Raw genomic sequence first — 17,223 nt, forward strand, 5'->3', positions numbered from 1 at the left:
TGGCCGTCATCTATTACTCATCCACCGGAACCGTCTTCTAACTCGTCCAGGCCGCCGCGACAGCCGCGGAAAAGGCGAGGGCCGAGGTGCGGCTGCGGAAGGTGAGGGAACGCGCGCCAGCGGAGGCCGTCGTCACCGATCAGGGCTGGTCCGACCCACCACGCCGCCACCCAGCGCACCCCCGTCGCGACCCTCGATGACCTGGAGTGGGCTGACGCGAGCATGCTCGGCTCGCCCACCCGTTATGGGCTGTCCGCGTCTCAGTTGACGGCCACCACGGTCCCGCCGCGCCCGCGCATCACCACGATCCCGCTCCGTCGCAGCGACGGCCGTGTGGCCTCCGGTCAGCGCACGGCCGTTTCATGCCTTTCTCGGCACCCCGTTGCTCGCGCCGGCGACGCGCTGCGGTGGGAAGTGAAGAGTGCTACCCGTCGTGGTGCACGGCGTCGAGAACGATGCGCAGGACCGCCTGCGGGTGGGACACCATTACTGCGTGCGAGGAGTCCGCGTACTCGACATGGGCATGCGCGCGCTCGGCCATGAACCGCTGACCTGCGGGCGGAATGGCCTTGTCGTTGCGCGTGACGAGGTCCCAGGACGGGATGGTCTTCCACGCCGGATCGCCGGACGTCTCGGTGTCGGCCGTGTAGGACAGGGGCCTCTGCGTGGCGGCCATCACCGAGGCCGCGGAGGCGGACACGTCGGCCGCGAACACCTCCCGGAAGTCCTGGGGCTTGATGTAGATGTCCGCATCCTGGCCGCCCGGCGCGGACGGGTTCGGAGCCGGGCGCGTGAGGGTCGTGTCGGGGCCGAGCAGCGAACCCGGGTACTTCTGCGGGTCGAGTACGGTCGCGATGCTCTCCCCCTTGTCGGGGACGAACGCTCCCACATACACCAACGCCTTGACGTTGTCAACTCCGCGGGCCGCGTTGGTGATGACCGCACCGCCGTAGGAGTGTCCGACGAGCACGATCGGTCCGCTGATCGTCCGCAGGATCGAGCGTATGTAGTCGGCGTCGCTGGTGAGACCGCGCAGCGGATTCGGCGCCGCGACAACCGGATAGCCGAGGCGCTGCAGATCCGCGACATCCGTGTTCCACCCGCTGGAGTCGGCGAAGGCCCCGTGAACAAAGACGATCGTGGGCTTCGCGGTGCTTTCGGGGCTGCTGTCCGCGGTGGCAGCCGCGCCGACCGCGTTCGGCAGGAATACGGTGAGGGCCGCGCTGAAGGTCAGTACGGGGTACATCCAGCGTCGCTTGAGGGGGCGAAGGCGAACGGGCATGGCTTTCCCTTTCCCGGGATTGGGTGCCCACTTTCACAACTGGGCCGGAACAGCGGCGAAGTCATCCGTCGCCGTGAGGCCGACAGTAAGGGGGAAGGCCCTTCAGGGACTTCGGTCATATGACTGTCCCACCTTGATCGCGAAGGTGACTCCTCACATCCGCGGTACGAGGCTTGCCATTGGTGGATTCATGATCCGGTCGTGCTGGTGGCATGCGGCGGACGGGCAAGCACTGCGGACGACGGCGGGGCATAGGAACGGGCCGATCGCCGTGCCGAACGCTCGCGATGCCGAATGAATGGCCGATGGCCGGCAGAGAGACGCCGACCACGGTTGCGTCGATGGAGGCGACCATCGATCCGAGGACGGTGGCGGCCAGGACCCATCGTCCTGCCGCACCGGAGTACCGGAGCAATGTTGCGCTTCCGGATGCCTCACTCGCTTCCACGAGAGCTCCTGACGCTGCGGATTCCGAGGAGCCCAGCATGAAGGCCTGGTCACACGCAGGCTTGAGTCGTATGACTCAAGCGGCCGCGCCCGGCCAAGCGCGCTTCGAACGCCTCCTGAGCAGCGGCGCCGATGACGCTCGCGGAGACGCACGTAGCGCCCGGCGATCCCGGGCCCGGTGCTCGGCGGCGTAGTGGTGATTGCGGCGCTACAGCGGAGCAGCTCGGAGAGAGCCGTCTCCGCCGCCCTGCGCCCGATGCGACGGCTCTTGGCGCAGCAGTTCGACGATCCCCCACCGCCCTTCCTGGACAGTGGCGACGTGCCATACGGACGGCCAGTGTTCGGGAGACCGCCGAGGACGTCGTGTCGCTGACTTCCTGGAGGCCTCGCCGGTGTTCCCGTCGCTGCAGGCCGTCGTACGGCCACGGCCCCCCTCCCACGCTAACGTGTCCTGATCACCGGCGATGGCAACGTGTGGCCGGGAGCGAACAGTGACGGGACGGTGCCAGGTGGCTCAGGGCGAGCATCGGCTCATCGGGCGACAGGAGGAGCTCGCGCGGTTGGAGCGGGTGCTGGCGGTTCCCACGCACCACGCCTTCGCCGTGCTGCGCGGCGAAGCTGGCACGGGCAAGAGCGCGCTGCTTCAGATGGCCGTGGCCCTGGCCGGCGAGGCGGGACTGCGCGTCGTGGTTGCCTCCGGTGTCGAGGCGGAGTCCGAACTGCCGTTTGCCGGCCTGCACCAGCTACTCCTGCCGCTTCTCCCCTACGGCGCCCAGTTGCCCGGCGCATCGCGTGCGGTCCTGGAACAGGTCACGGGGCTGCGCGCGGGGGCGGCTCCGGGCGTGGCGGAGGTCGCCGGCGCGATGCTCTCGCTCATCGCCGCGGCAGCGGACGATCGGCAACTGTTCTTCGCGGTCGACGATGCGCACTGGTTCGACAGCGAAAGTGCCCGGGTCTGCACGTTCGTGATGCGCCGGGCCGGTGCGGTCGGTGGTCGGGGCGTCATAACCGTGCGGGCGGACGTACCGTCAGTGTTCGACGACGCCGGGCTCGAGGAGATCGAGGTCGGATCGCTGGGCGAAGAGGACGCGGCAGCGCTGTTGGAGCGCACCGGCGGCCATCTGGACCCGGCCGCCCGTGAGCGCGTGCTGCACGGGGCCGAGGGCAACCCGCTGGCGTTGATCGAGCTGCCGAAGACGGCCGGGCGTGTGCCTGCGGCCCCCGCAGGGCAGGCATCGCCTCTGCCCCTAACGCGCCGCTTGGAGAGCCTGTACGGGAACCGGATCTCCGAACTGACGCCGTCCGCGCAGGAGTCCCTCCTGCTGGCCGCCCTCGACGGCCTGTCCTCCGTGGCCGGGCCCCGTCGACCCGCACTGGAACGGCGGCTGGGCGATGTCGACGAGGCGATCGGCCGCGGACTCCTAGTGGTCGACCCGGTCAGCAGTCAGCTCGGCTTCCGGCACCCGCTCGTTCGTTCCGCGGTCGTCCAGCTCGCCACGCCCAACCGCCGAAGGGCCGCCCACGCCGAACTGGCCGCGCTCTATCCGGACGACCAGGAGCGGCGGGCCCGCCACCTCGCCGAGGCGACGGTGGACCCTGATGAGAAGGTCGCCGCGCTGCTGGAGCAAGCTGCCGAGGCAGCGACCAGGCGAGGAGCCTCCTCCGTCGCGGTGAGCTGGCTGGAGCGGGCCGCGCAGCTCAGTGAGAGACCGGATCAGCGCTCCCGGCGATTGGCGGAGGCGGCCTTCGTCGCCGGGCAGTCGGCCCAGCTCGAACGGGCGCAACAGCTGTCGGAAAGCGCGGGCACGGCGGATACCGACGTGATCATCGCTGAGTGCTACGCGGCCCTGTACCAGGACGGGGAAGTGCGCACCACGCATCGTAAGGTCGTCGCCGCCCTGGAACGACTGGACTCTCTCCGGGACAAACCAACAGCGGAGCGATTGATCAACCTCCTCCTGGTGATCTCCCTCTTCGCGGCCGACAGCGCCACCTGGACGATCACCGAGTCCTGTGTGGACCGTTTCTGCGACCCGGCCGATCCGACGGGTTCGGCCAGTCTCCTTTACCGGGACACGTGGGGTGACGTGGTCCGTCGGGGCGTGGGCGGCCTGGAGCGCCTGCGCCGACAGTTCGTCCGCGCCTCGTCGGACCGGCCTTGGGAAGCGATGCGGCTGCTGGTCGGTGCCTACTATCTCGACGCACTCGACGAATTCCGTTCCCTTCTGACGCGCCTGGTTGCCAGGGAAGGAGAGGCGGGAGCCGCCGGAAACGCCATGACCCTGCTCCAGCTCGTGATGCTGGACCACATGGGCGCAGGCCGCTGGGCGGACGCCGAGCAGACAGGCCGCCGCGGTCTGGAGATGACCGCCCGGCACGGCTACGCGCTCTTCGCCCATCAGTTCCGCGCCTTTCTCGCCATGGTCGCCGCCTGCCGCGGCGACAGCGATACGGCCGACGGTCACCGCAGGGCGGTGGAGGCCTGGGCCCGGCCACGCGGAATCGGCTACCTGACCCAATACGCGGATGCCCTCGGCATGATGGCGGCACTGGCTCGCTCCGACTATGCGATCGCCTACCGCTTCGCGACCAACATCACGGCACCCGGCGAGTTCGCAGCCCACAGCCAGCAGGCACCGCGCACGCTGCTGGATTTCGTCGAAGCGGCCGTACGCAGCGGACACCTCGATGAGGGCCGCCGCCACGCACAGGCGGCCCTCGCCGCCGGGCTGCCCGCTCTCTCCCCGCGCCTGGCGCTCGTCAGCGCGGCGGCACAGGCCATGGCCGCGCAAGAAGACGCACCCAGCCTGTACGAGCACGCCCTCGCACTGCCGGGTGCCGCCCTGTTCCCGTTCGAGACTGCCCGCATCCGCCTCGCCTACGGTGAGCGGCTGCGCCGTGATCACGAGACAAGGGCGGCGCGCGAACAACTCGAGGAGGCCCTGCGCGTTCTCACCGACCTCGGCGCGCTCCCCTGGGCCGAGCGGGCCCAAGCGGAGCTCGCCGCCGCCGGTGCCGCCTTCGGCGCGCGGGGCGAGGGATGGCAGTCGCTGACCGTGCAGGAGCGGCAGATCGCCCAGCTCGCGGCGACCGGCCTGACGAACAAGGAGATCGGAGCAAAGCTGTTCCTGTCACCCCGCACGGTCAGCTCCCACCTGTACCGCATCTTCCCCAAACTGGGTATCACCAGCCGCGCCGCGCTTCGCGACGCTCTCGACGCCGACACGCGCGCCGCTCCGCCCGACGGGGCGTGACCTCGTCCGACACCGTCCTGCGTCCAGACCCGCGCACCGCAGGCGGTACCGACCCGTTGAAGCGGCGGTACCGTGAGGCGTGGGAACGCCTACCCCTGGGCCCTCAGTCATGTCCTAACCCGACCGTTTGTGTCATCTGACTGAGCCGACCGTGATGACGCTGACGCCACCTTGGAGAGCACCACAGGAGATCGCATCAGGCGGTCCTCCGCCGCAAGGAGGCTCTCATGACGGACCGGCGCACCCCCGTCGTCCTGATCCACGGGCTGTGGCTGCACTCCTCCTCCTGGCGCCCCTGGGTGGAGCTGCTGCAAGCCGAGGGATTCGCCCCCCTCGCCCCTGGCTGGCCCGGCGAACCGGACAGCGTGTCCGACGCACGGTCGCACCCGCAGGCCATGGCCGGACCAGGCATCCACGACGTCACCGAGCACTACGCGTCCCTCATCAAGGCGCTGCCCGCCGAGCCCGTGCTGATCGGGCACTCCTTCGGCGGTCTGATCGCCCAGAAGCTCCTCGGCCTCGGCCTCGGGCGGGCCGCCGTGGCCATCGACCCGGCGCCGATCAAGGGGGTCAAGCCACTGCCGTTCACGCAACTGCGCTCGGCCTTCCCGGTTCTCCGTAACCCGGCCAACCGGTCACGTGCGGTTTCCCTCACGGCGGCGCAGTTCCGCTACGCGTTCGGCAACGCGATCCCGCAGCAGGAATCCGACGCCCTGTTCAAGGAATACGCCGTCCCCGCCCCTGGGCGGCCCCTGTTTGAAGCGGCGTTCGCCAACTTCTCCCGCAGGTCACCGGCCGCAGCCGTCACCGGCAACGCCCGTCGCGGGCCCTTGCTGCTGATGTCCGGCCAGCGCGATCACACCGTGCCGGACGTCGTCACCCGCGCCGCCTACAAGCTCTACGGCGACTCGCCGGCGGCGACCGACCTCAAGCAGTTCCCGGACCGCGGCCACTCCCTGGTCGTCGACCGGGGCTGGCGGGCCGTCGCCGACGGCGCGCTCGGCTGGCTGGCTCGCCAGGGTATCACCGGCCAGTCCGCCACGACCGGCCTCTGACCGCCGGCACCACCCCTTGTGTCCACCGCCCCACGCACGTCGAACGAACAAGGAAGACTTGTCATGGATCTGCACCTGAAGGACAAGACCGTCGTCGTCACCGGTGCAAGCCGCGGCATCGGACTGGCCGTCACCCGAGCCTTCGTCGAGGAAGGCGCCCGCGTCGTGGCCGGCGCCCGTACCGCCAGTCCCGAACTCGTCGAACTGGCGGCCTCCGGAACCGTGATCCCGGTGACCGCCGACCTGGCAACGGCGGTCGGCGTGGATACCCTCATCGAGACGGCCGTGGAACGGTTCGGCGGCATCGACGTCCTGGTCAACAACGTCGGCCAGGCTCAGCCGCGTCTCGGCGGTTTCGCCTCCGTCACCGACGAACAGTGGCTCGAGACCCTGACCGTCAACCTGCTGAGTGCGGTGCGGGCTTCACGTGCGGCTCTTCCCGCGCTGCTCGCCTCACGAGGTTCGATCGTCACGATCAGCTCGGTCAACGCCTTCCTGCCCGACCCCGGCATCATCGACTACACGGCCTCCAAGGCAGCCCTGACCAACTTCTCCAAGGCTCTGTCCAAGGAGGTGTCCCCGCAGGGTGTACGCGTCAACTCCATCGCGCCCGGCCCGGTGAGCACTGACCTGTGGATCGGTCCCGGCGGCATGGCCGACACCCTCGCGACCGCCATGGGCATCGAACCGCAGGAAGCCGTGGACCAGGCCATCAACAGCCTGGGCGGCTTCGCCACGGGTCGCTTCACCCGTCCCGACGAGGTCGCCGACCTCGTCCTGATGCTCGCCAGCGACCGCACCGCCAACATCACCGGCGCCGACTTCACCATCGACGGCGGCCTCATCAAGACACTCTGATCAACCATCACACCGCCTGGGCCCGCTCACCTCGTCCGGTGAGCGGGCCCAGGCGTGTCTTCGACGCACTGTTCGACGAAGTCCATGGACAGCGAAGCGTTCGTCCAGCCCTCGTCCGGGTCGGCCACCAGTTGACCCCGGGGAGTTTGGTCTGGCAAGGGCCTGCCTTGGACCCGACCGGCCTTGGTCCATTGGCTCGCGAACCGGCCGTCTGCCAACTGCACTTGCTTATCGCTCGCGCACGGGCCCGGTGCGGTACTCGATCGTCCTGACCACGGCTTACGCCCGACATGTCCCCTCGCAGCGTGGAGACGATCTATGCAGCCAGTCCCTCGGCGAAGTGGCCGGGTCTGTAAAGCGAGCGGTGTAACTGGGTTTGGTGTGGCTAGCCTCGATCGTTCATGAGTCCTCGTCGGTTCGCGACCCTGTTGGCGAATCCGGCTGCGGGATCTTGCGTCGGCCCCCAAGACTTGTGTCTTGGGGGCCGATGTCGTGCTGGGGGTTTGCGATGTCGATGCGGCCGAAGGGGCCTGCCAAGATTCCGGTGGAAACAGTGCGGGTGGCACGAGCGGCGTTCCCGCGCGGAAGTCTCGCGATCAGGCTCCGGGACGAGCTGGGGGTGCTGTTCGTCGACGAGCAGTTCATGGATCTGTTTCCGGCTCGGGGGAAGCCTGCCTGGTCACCGGGGCGGCTGGCCCTTGCGCTGGTGTTGCAGTTCGTCGAGGGCCTCACCGACCGCCAGGCCGCGGAGGCGGTTCGGGCCAGGATCGACTTCAAGTACGCCCTCGGCCTTCGGCTTGGCGATCCCGGTTTCGACTTCACGGTGCTGACGGAGTTCCGGGACCGTCTGCTTGAAGCTGACGGCGGGCGTCGGGTGCTGGACGGCATCCTGGTCGTGGCCCGCGACAAGGGGTTGCTCAAGACTGCGAGCCGGGCTCGCACCGACTCCACGCATGTGCTGGCGGCCGTGCGGAATCTGAGCGCCCTGGAGATGGTGGCCGAGACACTGCGCGCGGCGCTGAACACGCTGGCCCGGGAGGCACCGGACTGGCTGAGGGAGATCGCTGAGCCGGACTGGTTCGACCATTACGCCACCCGGGCCGAGAACTTCCGTTTCCCCAAGTCGGAAGCGCAGAGGGACGAGGTCCGGTTACGGATCGGCCGGGACGGAACGAGGCTGCTGAGGGCTCTCTGGTCGCCCACCGCTCCCGATGAACTGCGGGCGCTGAAGAGCGTCGAAGTCCTGCGGCGGGTCTGGGTGCAGCAGTTCCACCTGGTCGAGGGGGAGGTGGCCTGCCGGTCCCCAAAAAACCGGCCCCCGGGTGCGACGCGCCTGGGCAGCCCCTATGATCCCGAGTCGCGCGGCAGTATCAAGCGGGACACCGTCTGGCACGGATACAAGGTCCATCTCACCGAGACCTGCGAGGCAGATGCTCCGAACCTGATCACGAACGTGACAACCACCGTCTCCACCACCCAGGACCAGGTGATGATCCGCGGTATCCACGCCGAACTGGCCGCACGGGACTGCCTGCCCGCCGAGCACTGGGTGGATGCGGGGTATCCCACCGCGTCCCAGGTCGTGGCCGCCCGTCTCGATCACGGGGTCGAGCTGCTGGGACCGATGGTGGCCAGCACCGACGCCCGGGCCGGCGGCCCCTTCGGCCAGGACGCGTTCACAATCGACTGGGACCAGCAACAGGTGACCTGCCCGAATGGTGCCACCAGCGCTCAATGGCACCAGCGAAAGTCGCAGCAGGGCCTGCCGGTGATCCGGGTCCGTTTCGCCCGCGTGGACTGCCAACTCTGCCCCGACCTGCGCAAATGCGTCAGATCCCCGAAGGGCGAATACCGGGATATGAATCTTCGCCTACGGGACGAGCACGAGGTGGTCCGCAAAGTCCGTACAGAGCAGCAGACCGATGCCTGGAAGGACCGCTACAAGATCCGAGCCGGGGTCGAAGGCACCATTTCCCAGGGCGTCGGGCGCTGCGGCCTGCGCAGATCCCGCTATCGCGGGCTCGCGAAGACCGGTCTCCAGCACCAGCTCACCGGTGCCGCGATGAATCTCGCCCGCATCGACGCCCACCTCACCCACACGCCCAGGGCAGCTACCCGAACCAGTCACTTCGCAGCACTTCGCTCCGCCGATCGTTTGATCGGCGGAGCGAAGTAGAAGGGCTCATCCAACGGGATTCGCCAACAGGGTCGTTCGCTGACGGGGACTCTGTGCTTGCGAGGTGCGGAATTTCATGGGCTGGGGCAGGTTGGCGGCCCGGCTGTCGCGTCGGGTGGGCGCCGGGGTTCCACGGCTCCGGGATGTTGCTGTGGCTCGTCGGGACGGTCGGAGTCGCTGGTCAGCCGGGGTTCGGCAGGGCTGCGAGTCGCTGGATCGCGCGGGTGATCACATCCGTCCAGGACCATCGGGCGGTGAAGCGGAGCCAGCGGCAGCGGCCGGTGGTGACCAGCTGGGCGGCGGCAGAGAACAGGCGCAGGCGAAGCCGTTTGGGCTCCCAGCGGCGGGTTTCCGCAGTCAGGGCGAGCATCGGCATCCAGGCAAGGAGGTCGAGTGCGATCTGGACGATCTCCAGCCAGATCCGGTTCTGGGCGGTGTCGTGCAGGGGCAGGTTGCGCAGGCCGGTGTCGCGGGCGTTTCGGATACGGTCCTCGCAGCGGGCCCGGCGGCGGTGACGTAGTTCCAGGTCGGCGAGCTGGCCGCCTTGGGTGTTGGTCGCGAAACAGGTGAGCCGTAGTCCGTCGAGGTCGGTGAATCGCAACTGGGCGCCGGGGTGCGGTCGTTCTTTGCGGACGATCAGCCGCATGCCCTTGGGCCACGTGCTCAGGTCGGGGATGTCGGTGATCTCCGCGACCCAGGCGCCGGGCCGCTCGGTGCCGTCGGCGTCGTAGGCCGGCGTCCATGCCTTCTTCGGAATCTTCAGGACGGCCTGGTGGATGGCGTCGGTAATGGTCATTCCGACGGAATACGACAGCCACCGGCCCCGGCGGGAGAGCCAGTCGAGGAAGGCATGGGTCCCGCCGGCGGAGTCGGTGCGGATCAGCGTCTTCCGGCCCCGCCGCAGGTGCTTGGGGAGTTGGGCCAGGGCGAGTTGGGCTGTTTCGATGTGGTCGCTCGCGGTGTTGGAGCCAGCGTTGCCGGGCCGCAGCAGCGCGGCGACCGGCTCTCCGGAACCGGCCTGGCCGTGGTCAACAAACGCGACGAGCGGATGATGACCGAAGGTCTTCTTCCAGGTCGCGGTGGCATCCTGCTTCTCGGAGTGCGCAAGGACAAGCACGCCGTCGATGTCCACGATCACGTGACCGTCGGCGGCCGGACTTCTCACCCCGGCCAGTTCCCAGACCCGCGAGCGTACTTCGGCCCGCGCCGACCGGATCGCGGTGAGCGCCTTCGGCCCGGCTGCGGCGAGGGCGTCGATGAGCCGGGAGACCGTGGGATCGGATGCCACCGGGCCGAACACGTCGGGCTCGGCCCGCAACATGGCGACATCGGCGAGGCAGTCACCGCCCAGAGCCGTCGCGAGCGCGACATCCAGCAGGATTTTGCCCGGGTTGTGCACTGCCCGCGGCTTGCGCCACGGCGCCATTGCCGTCGATATCGCGCTGTCCAGGCCGCACTTGCGGACCGTCTCGACCAGCAGCACCGCCCCGGCCTGCGAGACCGTCCCGCTGCCACCGCCCTCGACGCGGACACGCGGGTACAACCCGATACGCTTGCTCACCTGGAGAGTGCTTCTTTCCGTGCAGCCAACAGGACCCTAGACAAGTCCCATCGTTGCAGGTCAGCGATCCAGCGCACCTTTGGTGCGCGCCGGGGGCGTGGTAAATCCTGTGGCGCGCGCCGGGGTGCTTCCGTCTGCCTCTGACGTGGGCTGATACCGCTGCGGGATGCTGGTGGGGTTCGTTCCGGCCGAAACCGATTGCTCTGTGATGCCGGTGAGCTCGCAGGTCAGCGTGGTGCTGGGGGCCGTCCACGGGAACCGTGGAGTGTTGCTGCGAGCACGTGCGTCAGAATTCCTGATTCACCCTGGCCCTCCCGGAACGGCGTACTGCTCGGCCGTCCGTCTGGGAGGGAGCGGGGCCATGGACGTGCTGCACGAACGCTGCGCGGGTCTGGACATCAGCAAGAAGGACGCCAAGGCGTGCGTCCGCACCCCGAACACCAAACGGCGGGGGTCATTCACCACCGAGACCACGACCTGGGGAGCGACGACGAACGCGGTGCTCGCCCTGCGCGATCACCTGCTCGCCGCCGAGGTCACCCTGGTCGTGATCGAGGCGACCTCCGACTACTGGAAGCCGTTCTACTACGTGCTGACCGGGGACTTGAACGTGATCCTGGTCAACGCCCGCCAGGTCAAGAACCTGCCCGGCCGCAAGACCGACGTCTCCGACGCGGCCTGGCTGGCCCAGCTCGGCGCCCACGGCCTGGTCCGCCCCTCGTTCGTCCCGCCGCAGCCGGTGCGCGAGCTTCGGGATCTGACCCGCGCCCGCACCCAGATGACCCGCGAACGCGGCCAGATCGTCCAGCGGCTGGAGAAGCTGCTGGAGGACACCGGGATCAAACTGGCCGCAGTCGCCTCCGACATCATGGGCGTCTCCGGCCGGGCCATGCTGGAGGCCCTCATCCGCGGCGAACGCGACCCGCAGACCCTCGCGGAGCTGGCCAAGCGCAAGCTCCGCAACAAGATCCCCGAACTCACCGAGGCCCTGACCGGCCGGTTCCGCGCCCACCACGCCTTCCTGACCAGGCTGCACCTGGACCACTACGACCAGCTCACCACCGCCATCGGGCAGCTGGATGAGCGGATCGAGGAGGCGATGGCCCCCTTTCGTCCCGCGCTCGACCTGCTCGACACCATCCCCGGGATCAACCGGGCCGTCGCCGAGGTGATCATCGCGGAGACCGGCGGCGACATGAGCCGTTTCACCTCCGGCAGGCACCTCGCCTCCTGGGCCGGGGTCTGCCCGGGCCACCACGAGTCCGCCGGCCGGACCAAGAGCACCAAGGTCCGGCCGGGCAATCCCTATCTCAAAGGCGCCCTCGGGCTCGCGGCGCTCGGCGCGGTGAGGACCAAGGACAGCTACCTGCCGGCCCGTTACAAGCGGCTCACCGCCCGCCGCGGCCCGATGCGGGCCCTGGTCGCCGTCGAGCACTCGATCATCACCGCGATCTGGCACATGCTCACCGACGACAAGCCTTACCACGAGCTCGGCGGCGCCTACTTCGCCCAGCGGGACCCCGAACGCGCCACCCGCCGCGCGATCAACGCGCTCAACCAACTCGGCTACACCGTCACCCTCAACCCGCTGGAACGCGCGGCCTGAGTGACCCGAGCCAGACACCCGACGACCACCCTGGCCACCGGGCACCCAGACCTGCCCACACTCACCCTGAACTGCTGCTATTTACGCGTCAGGAGCACTCTCCGCTTATTTGATCAACCATCGGACAACCCACCTCGTGAAAGCGCGAGGCTAGAAGGTGCGGACCTGGAGGGCTCGCACCTGAACGGAGCGAACCTGAACGGAGCGGACCTGAAGGGCGCGAAGCTGTACGACGTGAACTTGGGCACGGCAAGCCTGGATAGGGCTAACTTGCACGGTGCAACCCTGGAGGCCGCAAACCTGGAGGGCACATCCCTGGAAGGGCGAACCTGACAGGCACGATCCTGATGGGTGCAACCCTGGACGATGCGAACTTGCACCGCGCAGACCTGCGTGGCGCGGACCTGAGGGCCGCGTCCCTGATCCGTGCGGACCTGAAGGGCGCAAGGCGGGACTGACAGGCGCAGGCTGCGAGGGGGGTGCCGACGCGCGCCGCAGGATCAGCACACCGTCGACGGCGGCCCCCGAATACAGCCACGGACTGCGCAACCTCGCCACAAGCAACGGTGCGCACAGCATGCTCGACCGTTCAGACTGGCGCCGCGGCCACGGCCTCGGCCGCGGTTGCCGGTAAGTGCTTGCGTCCGCGATCAGCGGATTACGGGTTCTGGCTGACGTGTTGCAGGGTGGCGAGAACGGCATGGCAGTTCGCCACCGCGTTGTAGACGCGGCATCGGCAATCGTGCCCGCTCCAGGGCTGGCCCGTCACAGTGGGAGCGTTATGCCGAATTCCTGCATGGCGCTGGAGGGCGGGCCGCCTTCGGAGCGTTCGGTCTTGTAGCCCTTGACCCGAGGTTCGAGGGTGCGGGGGTCGACGGCCTCGGCAGGAGCGCTCTTGGCGTACAGGCCCACGGGCTGGCTGTCGCGGTCGTGAGGCAGGAGCCAGAAGACGCGGCGGCGGAACGTACCGGAGGCACGGGAGGGTTTGGCAGTGGGACCCAGGAGGGCGTAACCGACCATGCGGCCGTCACGGTGGTAGGCCGGCCTTCCCTTGCGGGTGGGGAGCCGGTCCAGGCTCTGGCGGACGTAGTCGAGGTGGTCGGTGTCCTCCAGCCACACGATGTCGGCTTCGTGGCTGATCTCGTCCTCGGTAATCAGGGAGCTCATGGGCGGTCCCTCTCCTCGTCGGTGAGCAGTCCGATGCCGGGGTAGTGCTTGCGCTGGTTGGACAGGATCATCTCCTTGGGCGAGGCCAGGCCCACGAGTTCCCGGGTGCGGGCGGCGAACGCGCGCGAGGACATGGCCGGCGCCCCTTCATTCTGGCACCAGGCCCGGTAGGCGGCGTAGAGCGCCGTCTGCTCCGCGCGCAGCTCGGCGTCGAGGCGGCAACACTCGTCGTAGAAGCGGCCGGTGTGGTCCTCGGTCTCCGCGTACGCGCTCGTGGCGATCCGGACGCGTTCAGGGCCGGTCAGGTCGCGGTCGCCGGCCAGGTAGCGGCGGGCGCCGTCGACGAGCCAGGTGAGGATGCCGGGGCCTTCCTCGGTGACGAGGAGGTCCGCGAGGTTGTCGATCTTGCGGTGGTCGGGGACGACCCGCTCGAACGGGATCAGTCGCATGCGGCGCCAGAACGCGAAGCCGCCGGTGCCGACTTCGGGGCGGTGGTTGCCCAGCAGCCACAGTTTGTGGGTGGGGTTAAAGCCGAAGAAGTCTTGCCGCATGCGGCGGGCTTTGATGCGGTCGCCGCCGGTCAGCAGCTTGACGCGGCCCTCGTCGAACTTGTCCCCCGGTTTGACCTCGGAACAGACGATGACGCGCCGGCCGTGCAGTTCGGCCAGGTCCGTGGGGTGGCCCTCGTAGGGGCGGGCCATCAGGAAGCCGGGCGGGGCCGCGTCCGCGTAGTCGCCCAGGAGTTTCATCAGGACGTCCAGGAGGACGGATTTGCCGTTCTTTCCGGAGCCGAAGAGGAAGGGCAGGACCTGGCCGCCGACGTCGCCGGTGACGGAGTAGCCCAGCAGGAGCTGCAGGTAGGCGATCATCTGCCGGTCTTCGGCGTCGGCGCCGAAGGTGTCGGTCAAAAACCGTTCCCAGCGCGGGATGGGCATGTTCTGCGGGCCGACGGCTGTGGAGCGGGAGTGGAAGTCTTTGTTGGGGTCGGGGACTTTGACCAGGCCGGTGCGCAGGTCGACGATCCCGTCGGGGGTGCACAGGGCGTACGGGTCAGCGTCCAGGAGGGCGGCGTTGAGAACCATGCCGGGGGCGGACTTGGCCTGGGCGAGCATCGCGTTCATGCCTGTGGTGGACAGCGCGCGGCGGCGATGCGACTGCAGGGCCTGGGCCGTGAACACGCTACGGGGGTCGTGGACGGCGATGGCCTCGGCGAGGTCACCGGCTGCCCAGAGCACGGTGTCGTCCTCGTCGATCTGCCAGCGGGTGGTGTCCCACCGGTACCAGCCCATCCCGGGCACGTGCCGGTAGTCGTTGGCATACAGCTTGACGAACAGCTTGGCGTTGCCGCGGTCGGTGAGGGTGTCGGGCAGGAGCCCGGCAGCGGTCGCTTCTCCGGCGGCCGCGCGGGAAGCATCGGCCTGGGCCGGCAGAGCAACGGTGGTGGCTGGTGCGGGGCGTGCCTGGTTGCGGATCTGAGCGGCGACGGCTTCGGGGTCGAACTCAAAGAGGGCCTCCGTCTCGTTGCCGTGTGACGTCATCGGGGGCCCCTTCCCATATAGAGGGGGTGTTGGCGGCCTGCGGTCATGCCGCTGCGGATGATCTGGGCGGCGCGGCGCTCCTGGCCCGGGCGGGCGGCGGCCGCGGCCTGGGTGAGGGCGAGCTCGGCTTCTTCCTCGGTAAGGCGGCCTGCGGCGACGAGGCCGCCGAGAGTGTAGGCGGCACGGTTGAGGGTGTCGGAGAACCCTGCGCCTTCGGTGACGTGGCCGCAGGCCTCGATGGGGGCGAGGACGGAGGCAAGCATGCGCTGGATGCGGTCGCGGCCGCCGCCCGCGGCGAGCACAGCCTGCTGGGCTCGGGGCGGGACCGGCCGGGGGGCGGGGATGCTCGGGGCAGGCTGGTGACCAGTGCGCTCGAGTTCCTGGGCAAGCCAGGCGGGCAGGGCGGCCGGCTCGCGGACGCTGTCGACCGGGACGTAGGTGCCGTCACGGGTGGTGGTGCCGGGAGCGATGATGTAGCCGCCGTGCGCGCGGACGTCGACCTGCCAGGCCAGTGCGGTGCCCTGGCTGGAGCCTGCGGAGCAGCGCCAGCGCCGGTTGTCCGCTGCCCGGTACCAGACGTGCAGGCCGCCTGAGGGGGTACGGACGCGCAGCGTGGTGTCGTCTTCCGCGGGGCTGCGCTGGCCGCGCAGAGCGGCCAGGACGGCGAGGGTGTGGAAGCCGTTGGCCAGGCCGGTGAGATCGATGTCGTCGCCGATTGGGATACCGGGCAGGATCCGGTCCCGGGTGGGCGGCTGGGTGGGGTGGGCGTCGATGTCGATGACGACCAGGCCGGCCGGTCCGCAGGCGATGCCGACGCCGAACTCCGGGTGGGCGCCCCACCACTGGGTGATATGGCGCTGGTCGAGGGTGGCGGCGTGGAACCCGTGGCACCAGCGGCCTGCGGGCAGGCACGGGCACTCGGCGGGCGGGTGCGGAGTCGTGCGGCACTGGGTGCAGTTGGCGGCCGGGGTCTTGCGCCCGGCGGCCAGGGGGTGCACGGGCCAGCCGCGTCGCGCGCACCAGCTGGCGGTGGCCTGAGAGGCAGCGACTGAAGACTCGGGGGCGGGCTGCCGTGAGTCGCTGCCAGAAAAGCGCAGGTCAGCCTGCATGCGCACCCCCTATCAGCGACCGAAGCGACTCAACGACGGACACAGCCTAGCGAACGTGGCCCGTGAGGACGTGGAGCACGTGCGAAGGAACCCCGAGGCCGTGTCGATGATGCGACCGGCAGGCACCCGCAGCGACCCAGCACAGAAGTAGAGCGACCGAGAGGCGTTCAGTCGCTGCCGCTCCAGCTTACAGAAAACTGCAGATCAGAGACTACGCAAGACTGAGAACAGCGACTGAAGCGACTGAAGCTCCCTATATGTAACGCACACGCGCACACAGGAACGTCTTCATATACCCCGACCTTGAGTCGCTTCGGTCGCTGTGAACTCTTGATCACCGCTTTGACCTGCACATTCGTACATCAGGCGAGCAGCGACCGAACAGTCGCTGGGTAGCTGCGCTTTCAGTCGCTGTCCTCGTCCGCCCCTGCAGCGACCCAAGCGACTGAAGCGACTGAACGGCCGACAAAGAGCTCGCGACCGGCCGCTGTGACGGAGACCCCAGCCATGAGTCGCTTCGGTCGCTCAGGGGCAGTCCAGGGCACTTGGGGAGACATGCCTCCGCGGGCGCGGCGCCATGCATCAGGCATGGCGCCGCGCCCGGCAGCTGGGCCGGATGTCAGGACCTGGGGGCGGCCGCCCGTCTGGCCCCGCAGGCAGCTGATCGACGGCATACGGTTCCGGGTTCGGACGGGTGTTCCGTAGCGGGATGTACCCGCCGAGTACGGGCCGTGGGGCCGGATCTACGACCTGTTCCGCCGATGGCAGCGGGACGGCACCTGGCACCGGGTCCTCACTCAGCTCCAGTCCCAGGCCAACGCGGATGGGGCGATCGTGTGGGACCTGAGCGTCGACTCCACGGTGTGCCGCGCCCATCAGCATGCGGCCGGGGCCCGCAAACAGGGCAGCCTGCAGAAGGAACCGCCGGGCGGCGTCTGCACCGAGCCCCGTGATCACGGACTGGGACGCTCGCGCGGCGGGTTCACCACCAAACTGCACCTGGCCGTCGAGCAGGGCCAAAAGCCCATATCGATCGTCGTGACGGCGGGGCAGCGCGGGGACTCGCCGCAGTTCGAACCCGTGCTTGAGAAGGTCCGCGTGCCCCGCATCGGGCCGGGCCGGCCGCGCGTCCCTCCCAATCGAGTGCGCGCTGACAAGACACCCCATGCA

The 17,223-nt window shown here is 69.1% G+C and carries 12 protein-coding genes and 2 pseudogenes; 8 read left to right on the top strand and 6 right to left on the bottom strand.

The window, feature by feature from the left end; genetic code table 11:
* Window positions 1–424: 424 nt before the first annotated feature.
* Both OG798_RS55785 and OG798_RS55790 read right to left on the bottom strand, forming a co-directional pair.
* On the bottom strand, window positions 425–1,282 hold the full coding sequence (locus OG798_RS55785; protein WP_328760495.1) for an alpha/beta fold hydrolase: 858 nt from the start codon (window positions 1,280–1,282) through the stop codon (window positions 425–427).
* A gap of 289 nt (window positions 1,283–1,571) precedes the next feature.
* A pseudogene (locus OG798_RS55790) lies at window positions 1,572–1,769 on the bottom strand (hypothetical protein); the annotation flags it as partial.
* Between the two features lie 469 nt (window positions 1,770–2,238).
* Between OG798_RS55790 and OG798_RS55795 the strand changes: the two are divergent.
* The 4 genes from OG798_RS55795 (at window position 2,239) to OG798_RS55810 (ending at window position 9,072) form a co-directional block, all read left to right on the top strand.
* Window positions 2,239–4,983: a helix-turn-helix transcriptional regulator gene (locus OG798_RS55795; RefSeq protein WP_328760497.1), complete on the top strand. Its 2,745-nt coding sequence runs from the start codon at window positions 2,239–2,241 to the stop codon at window positions 4,981–4,983.
* 227 nt (window positions 4,984–5,210) lie between these two features.
* Window positions 5,211–6,038 (top strand): alpha/beta hydrolase, encoded by an 828-nt coding sequence (locus OG798_RS55800; RefSeq protein WP_328760498.1) that lies wholly within the window; start codon window positions 5,211–5,213, stop codon window positions 6,036–6,038.
* Window positions 6,039–6,101: 63 nt separating this feature from the next.
* Window positions 6,102–6,896: an oxidoreductase gene (locus tag OG798_RS55805; protein ID WP_328760499.1), complete on the top strand. Its 795-nt coding sequence runs from the start codon at window positions 6,102–6,104 to the stop codon at window positions 6,894–6,896.
* 508 nt (window positions 6,897–7,404) lie between these two features.
* Window positions 7,405–9,072 carry an IS1182 family transposase gene (locus OG798_RS55810; RefSeq protein WP_328760500.1) on the top strand — a complete coding sequence of 556 codons (1,668 nt, stop codon included), beginning with the start codon at window positions 7,405–7,407 and terminating at the stop codon, window positions 9,070–9,072.
* Window positions 9,073–9,253: 181 nt separating this feature from the next.
* On the opposite strand, the gene OG798_RS55815 is transcribed toward OG798_RS55810, so the two are convergent.
* A complete protein-coding gene (locus tag OG798_RS55815) occupies window positions 9,254–10,633 on the bottom strand; it encodes an IS1380 family transposase (RefSeq protein ID WP_328760502.1) in 1,380 nt (459 codons plus the stop codon).
* A 361-nt stretch (window positions 10,634–10,994) separates the two neighbouring features.
* On the opposite strand from OG798_RS55815, the gene OG798_RS55820 reads away from it, so the two are divergent.
* Genes OG798_RS55820 through OG798_RS57085 form a run of 3 tightly spaced genes read left to right on the top strand, consistent with a single transcriptional unit; the run spans window position 10,995 to window position 12,697 of the window.
* A complete protein-coding gene (locus tag OG798_RS55820) occupies window positions 10,995–12,239 on the top strand; it encodes an IS110 family transposase (protein ID WP_328760503.1) in 1,245 nt (414 codons plus the stop codon).
* Window positions 12,240–12,572 carry a pentapeptide repeat-containing protein gene (locus tag OG798_RS55825; protein ID WP_328760504.1) on the top strand — a complete coding sequence of 111 codons (333 nt, stop codon included), beginning with the start codon at window positions 12,240–12,242 and terminating at the stop codon, window positions 12,570–12,572.
* Window positions 12,573–12,586: 14 nt separating this feature from the next.
* Complete coding sequence (locus OG798_RS57085; protein ID WP_443054270.1) at window positions 12,587–12,697, top strand: pentapeptide repeat-containing protein; 111 nt, start codon at window positions 12,587–12,589, stop codon at window positions 12,695–12,697.
* Window positions 12,698–13,004: 307 nt separating this feature from the next.
* Here the strand turns inward: OG798_RS57085 and OG798_RS55830 are convergent, their stop codons facing one another.
* From OG798_RS55830 to OG798_RS55840, 3 genes are read right to left on the bottom strand one after another with little or no spacing between them, the layout of a single operon-like run.
* Window positions 13,005–13,406, bottom strand: a complete 402-nt coding sequence (locus tag OG798_RS55830; protein WP_328760505.1) for a DUF6009 family protein — start codon at window positions 13,404–13,406, stop codon at window positions 13,005–13,007.
* Window positions 13,403–14,944 carry a DNA primase family protein gene (locus OG798_RS55835; RefSeq protein WP_328760507.1) on the bottom strand — a complete coding sequence of 514 codons (1,542 nt, stop codon included), beginning with the start codon at window positions 14,942–14,944 and terminating at the stop codon, window positions 13,403–13,405. Before OG798_RS55835 ends, OG798_RS55830 begins: the two co-directional genes overlap by 4 nt.
* Complete coding sequence (locus OG798_RS55840; protein WP_443054271.1) at window positions 14,941–16,053, bottom strand: bifunctional DNA primase/polymerase; 1,113 nt, start codon at window positions 16,051–16,053, stop codon at window positions 14,941–14,943. The genes OG798_RS55835 and OG798_RS55840 overlap by 4 nt, the downstream gene beginning before the upstream one ends.
* 588 nt (window positions 16,054–16,641) lie before the next feature.
* On the opposite strand from OG798_RS55840, the pseudogene OG798_RS55845 reads away from it, so the two are divergent.
* Window positions 16,642–17,211 (top strand): annotated as a pseudogene (locus OG798_RS55845) (IS5 family transposase); the annotation flags it as partial.
* Window positions 17,212–17,223: the final 12 nt, after the last annotated feature.

Source organism: Streptomyces sp. NBC_00271 (genome assembly GCF_036178845.1).
GTDB lineage: Bacteria > Actinomycetota > Actinomycetes > Streptomycetales > Streptomycetaceae > Streptomyces.

Excerpts from the sequence above, each read along its gene's own strand:
- OG798_RS55785 (WP_328760495.1), bottom strand. The coding sequence starts at position 1,282 with ATGCCCGTTCGCCTTCGCCCCCTCAAGCGACGCTGGATGTACCCCGTA.
- OG798_RS55800 (WP_328760498.1), top strand. The coding sequence starts at position 5,211 with ATGACGGACCGGCGCACCCCCGTCGTCCTGATCCACGGGCTGTGGCTG.
- OG798_RS55805 (WP_328760499.1), top strand. The coding sequence starts at position 6,102 with ATGGATCTGCACCTGAAGGACAAGACCGTCGTCGTCACCGGTGCAAGC.
- OG798_RS55810 (WP_328760500.1), top strand. The coding sequence starts at position 7,405 with ATGTCGATGCGGCCGAAGGGGCCTGCCAAGATTCCGGTGGAAACAGTG.
- OG798_RS55820 (WP_328760503.1), top strand. The coding sequence starts at position 10,995 with ATGGACGTGCTGCACGAACGCTGCGCGGGTCTGGACATCAGCAAGAAG.
- OG798_RS57085 (WP_443054270.1), top strand. The coding sequence starts at position 12,587 with ATGGGTGCAACCCTGGACGATGCGAACTTGCACCGCGCAGACCTGCGT.
- OG798_RS55830 (WP_328760505.1), bottom strand. The coding sequence starts at position 13,406 with ATGAGCTCCCTGATTACCGAGGACGAGATCAGCCACGAAGCCGACATC.
- OG798_RS55835 (WP_328760507.1), bottom strand. The coding sequence starts at position 14,944 with ATGACGTCACACGGCAACGAGACGGAGGCCCTCTTTGAGTTCGACCCC.
- OG798_RS55840 (WP_443054271.1), bottom strand. The coding sequence starts at position 16,053 with ATGCAGGCTGACCTGCGCTTTTCTGGCAGCGACTCACGGCAGCCCGCC.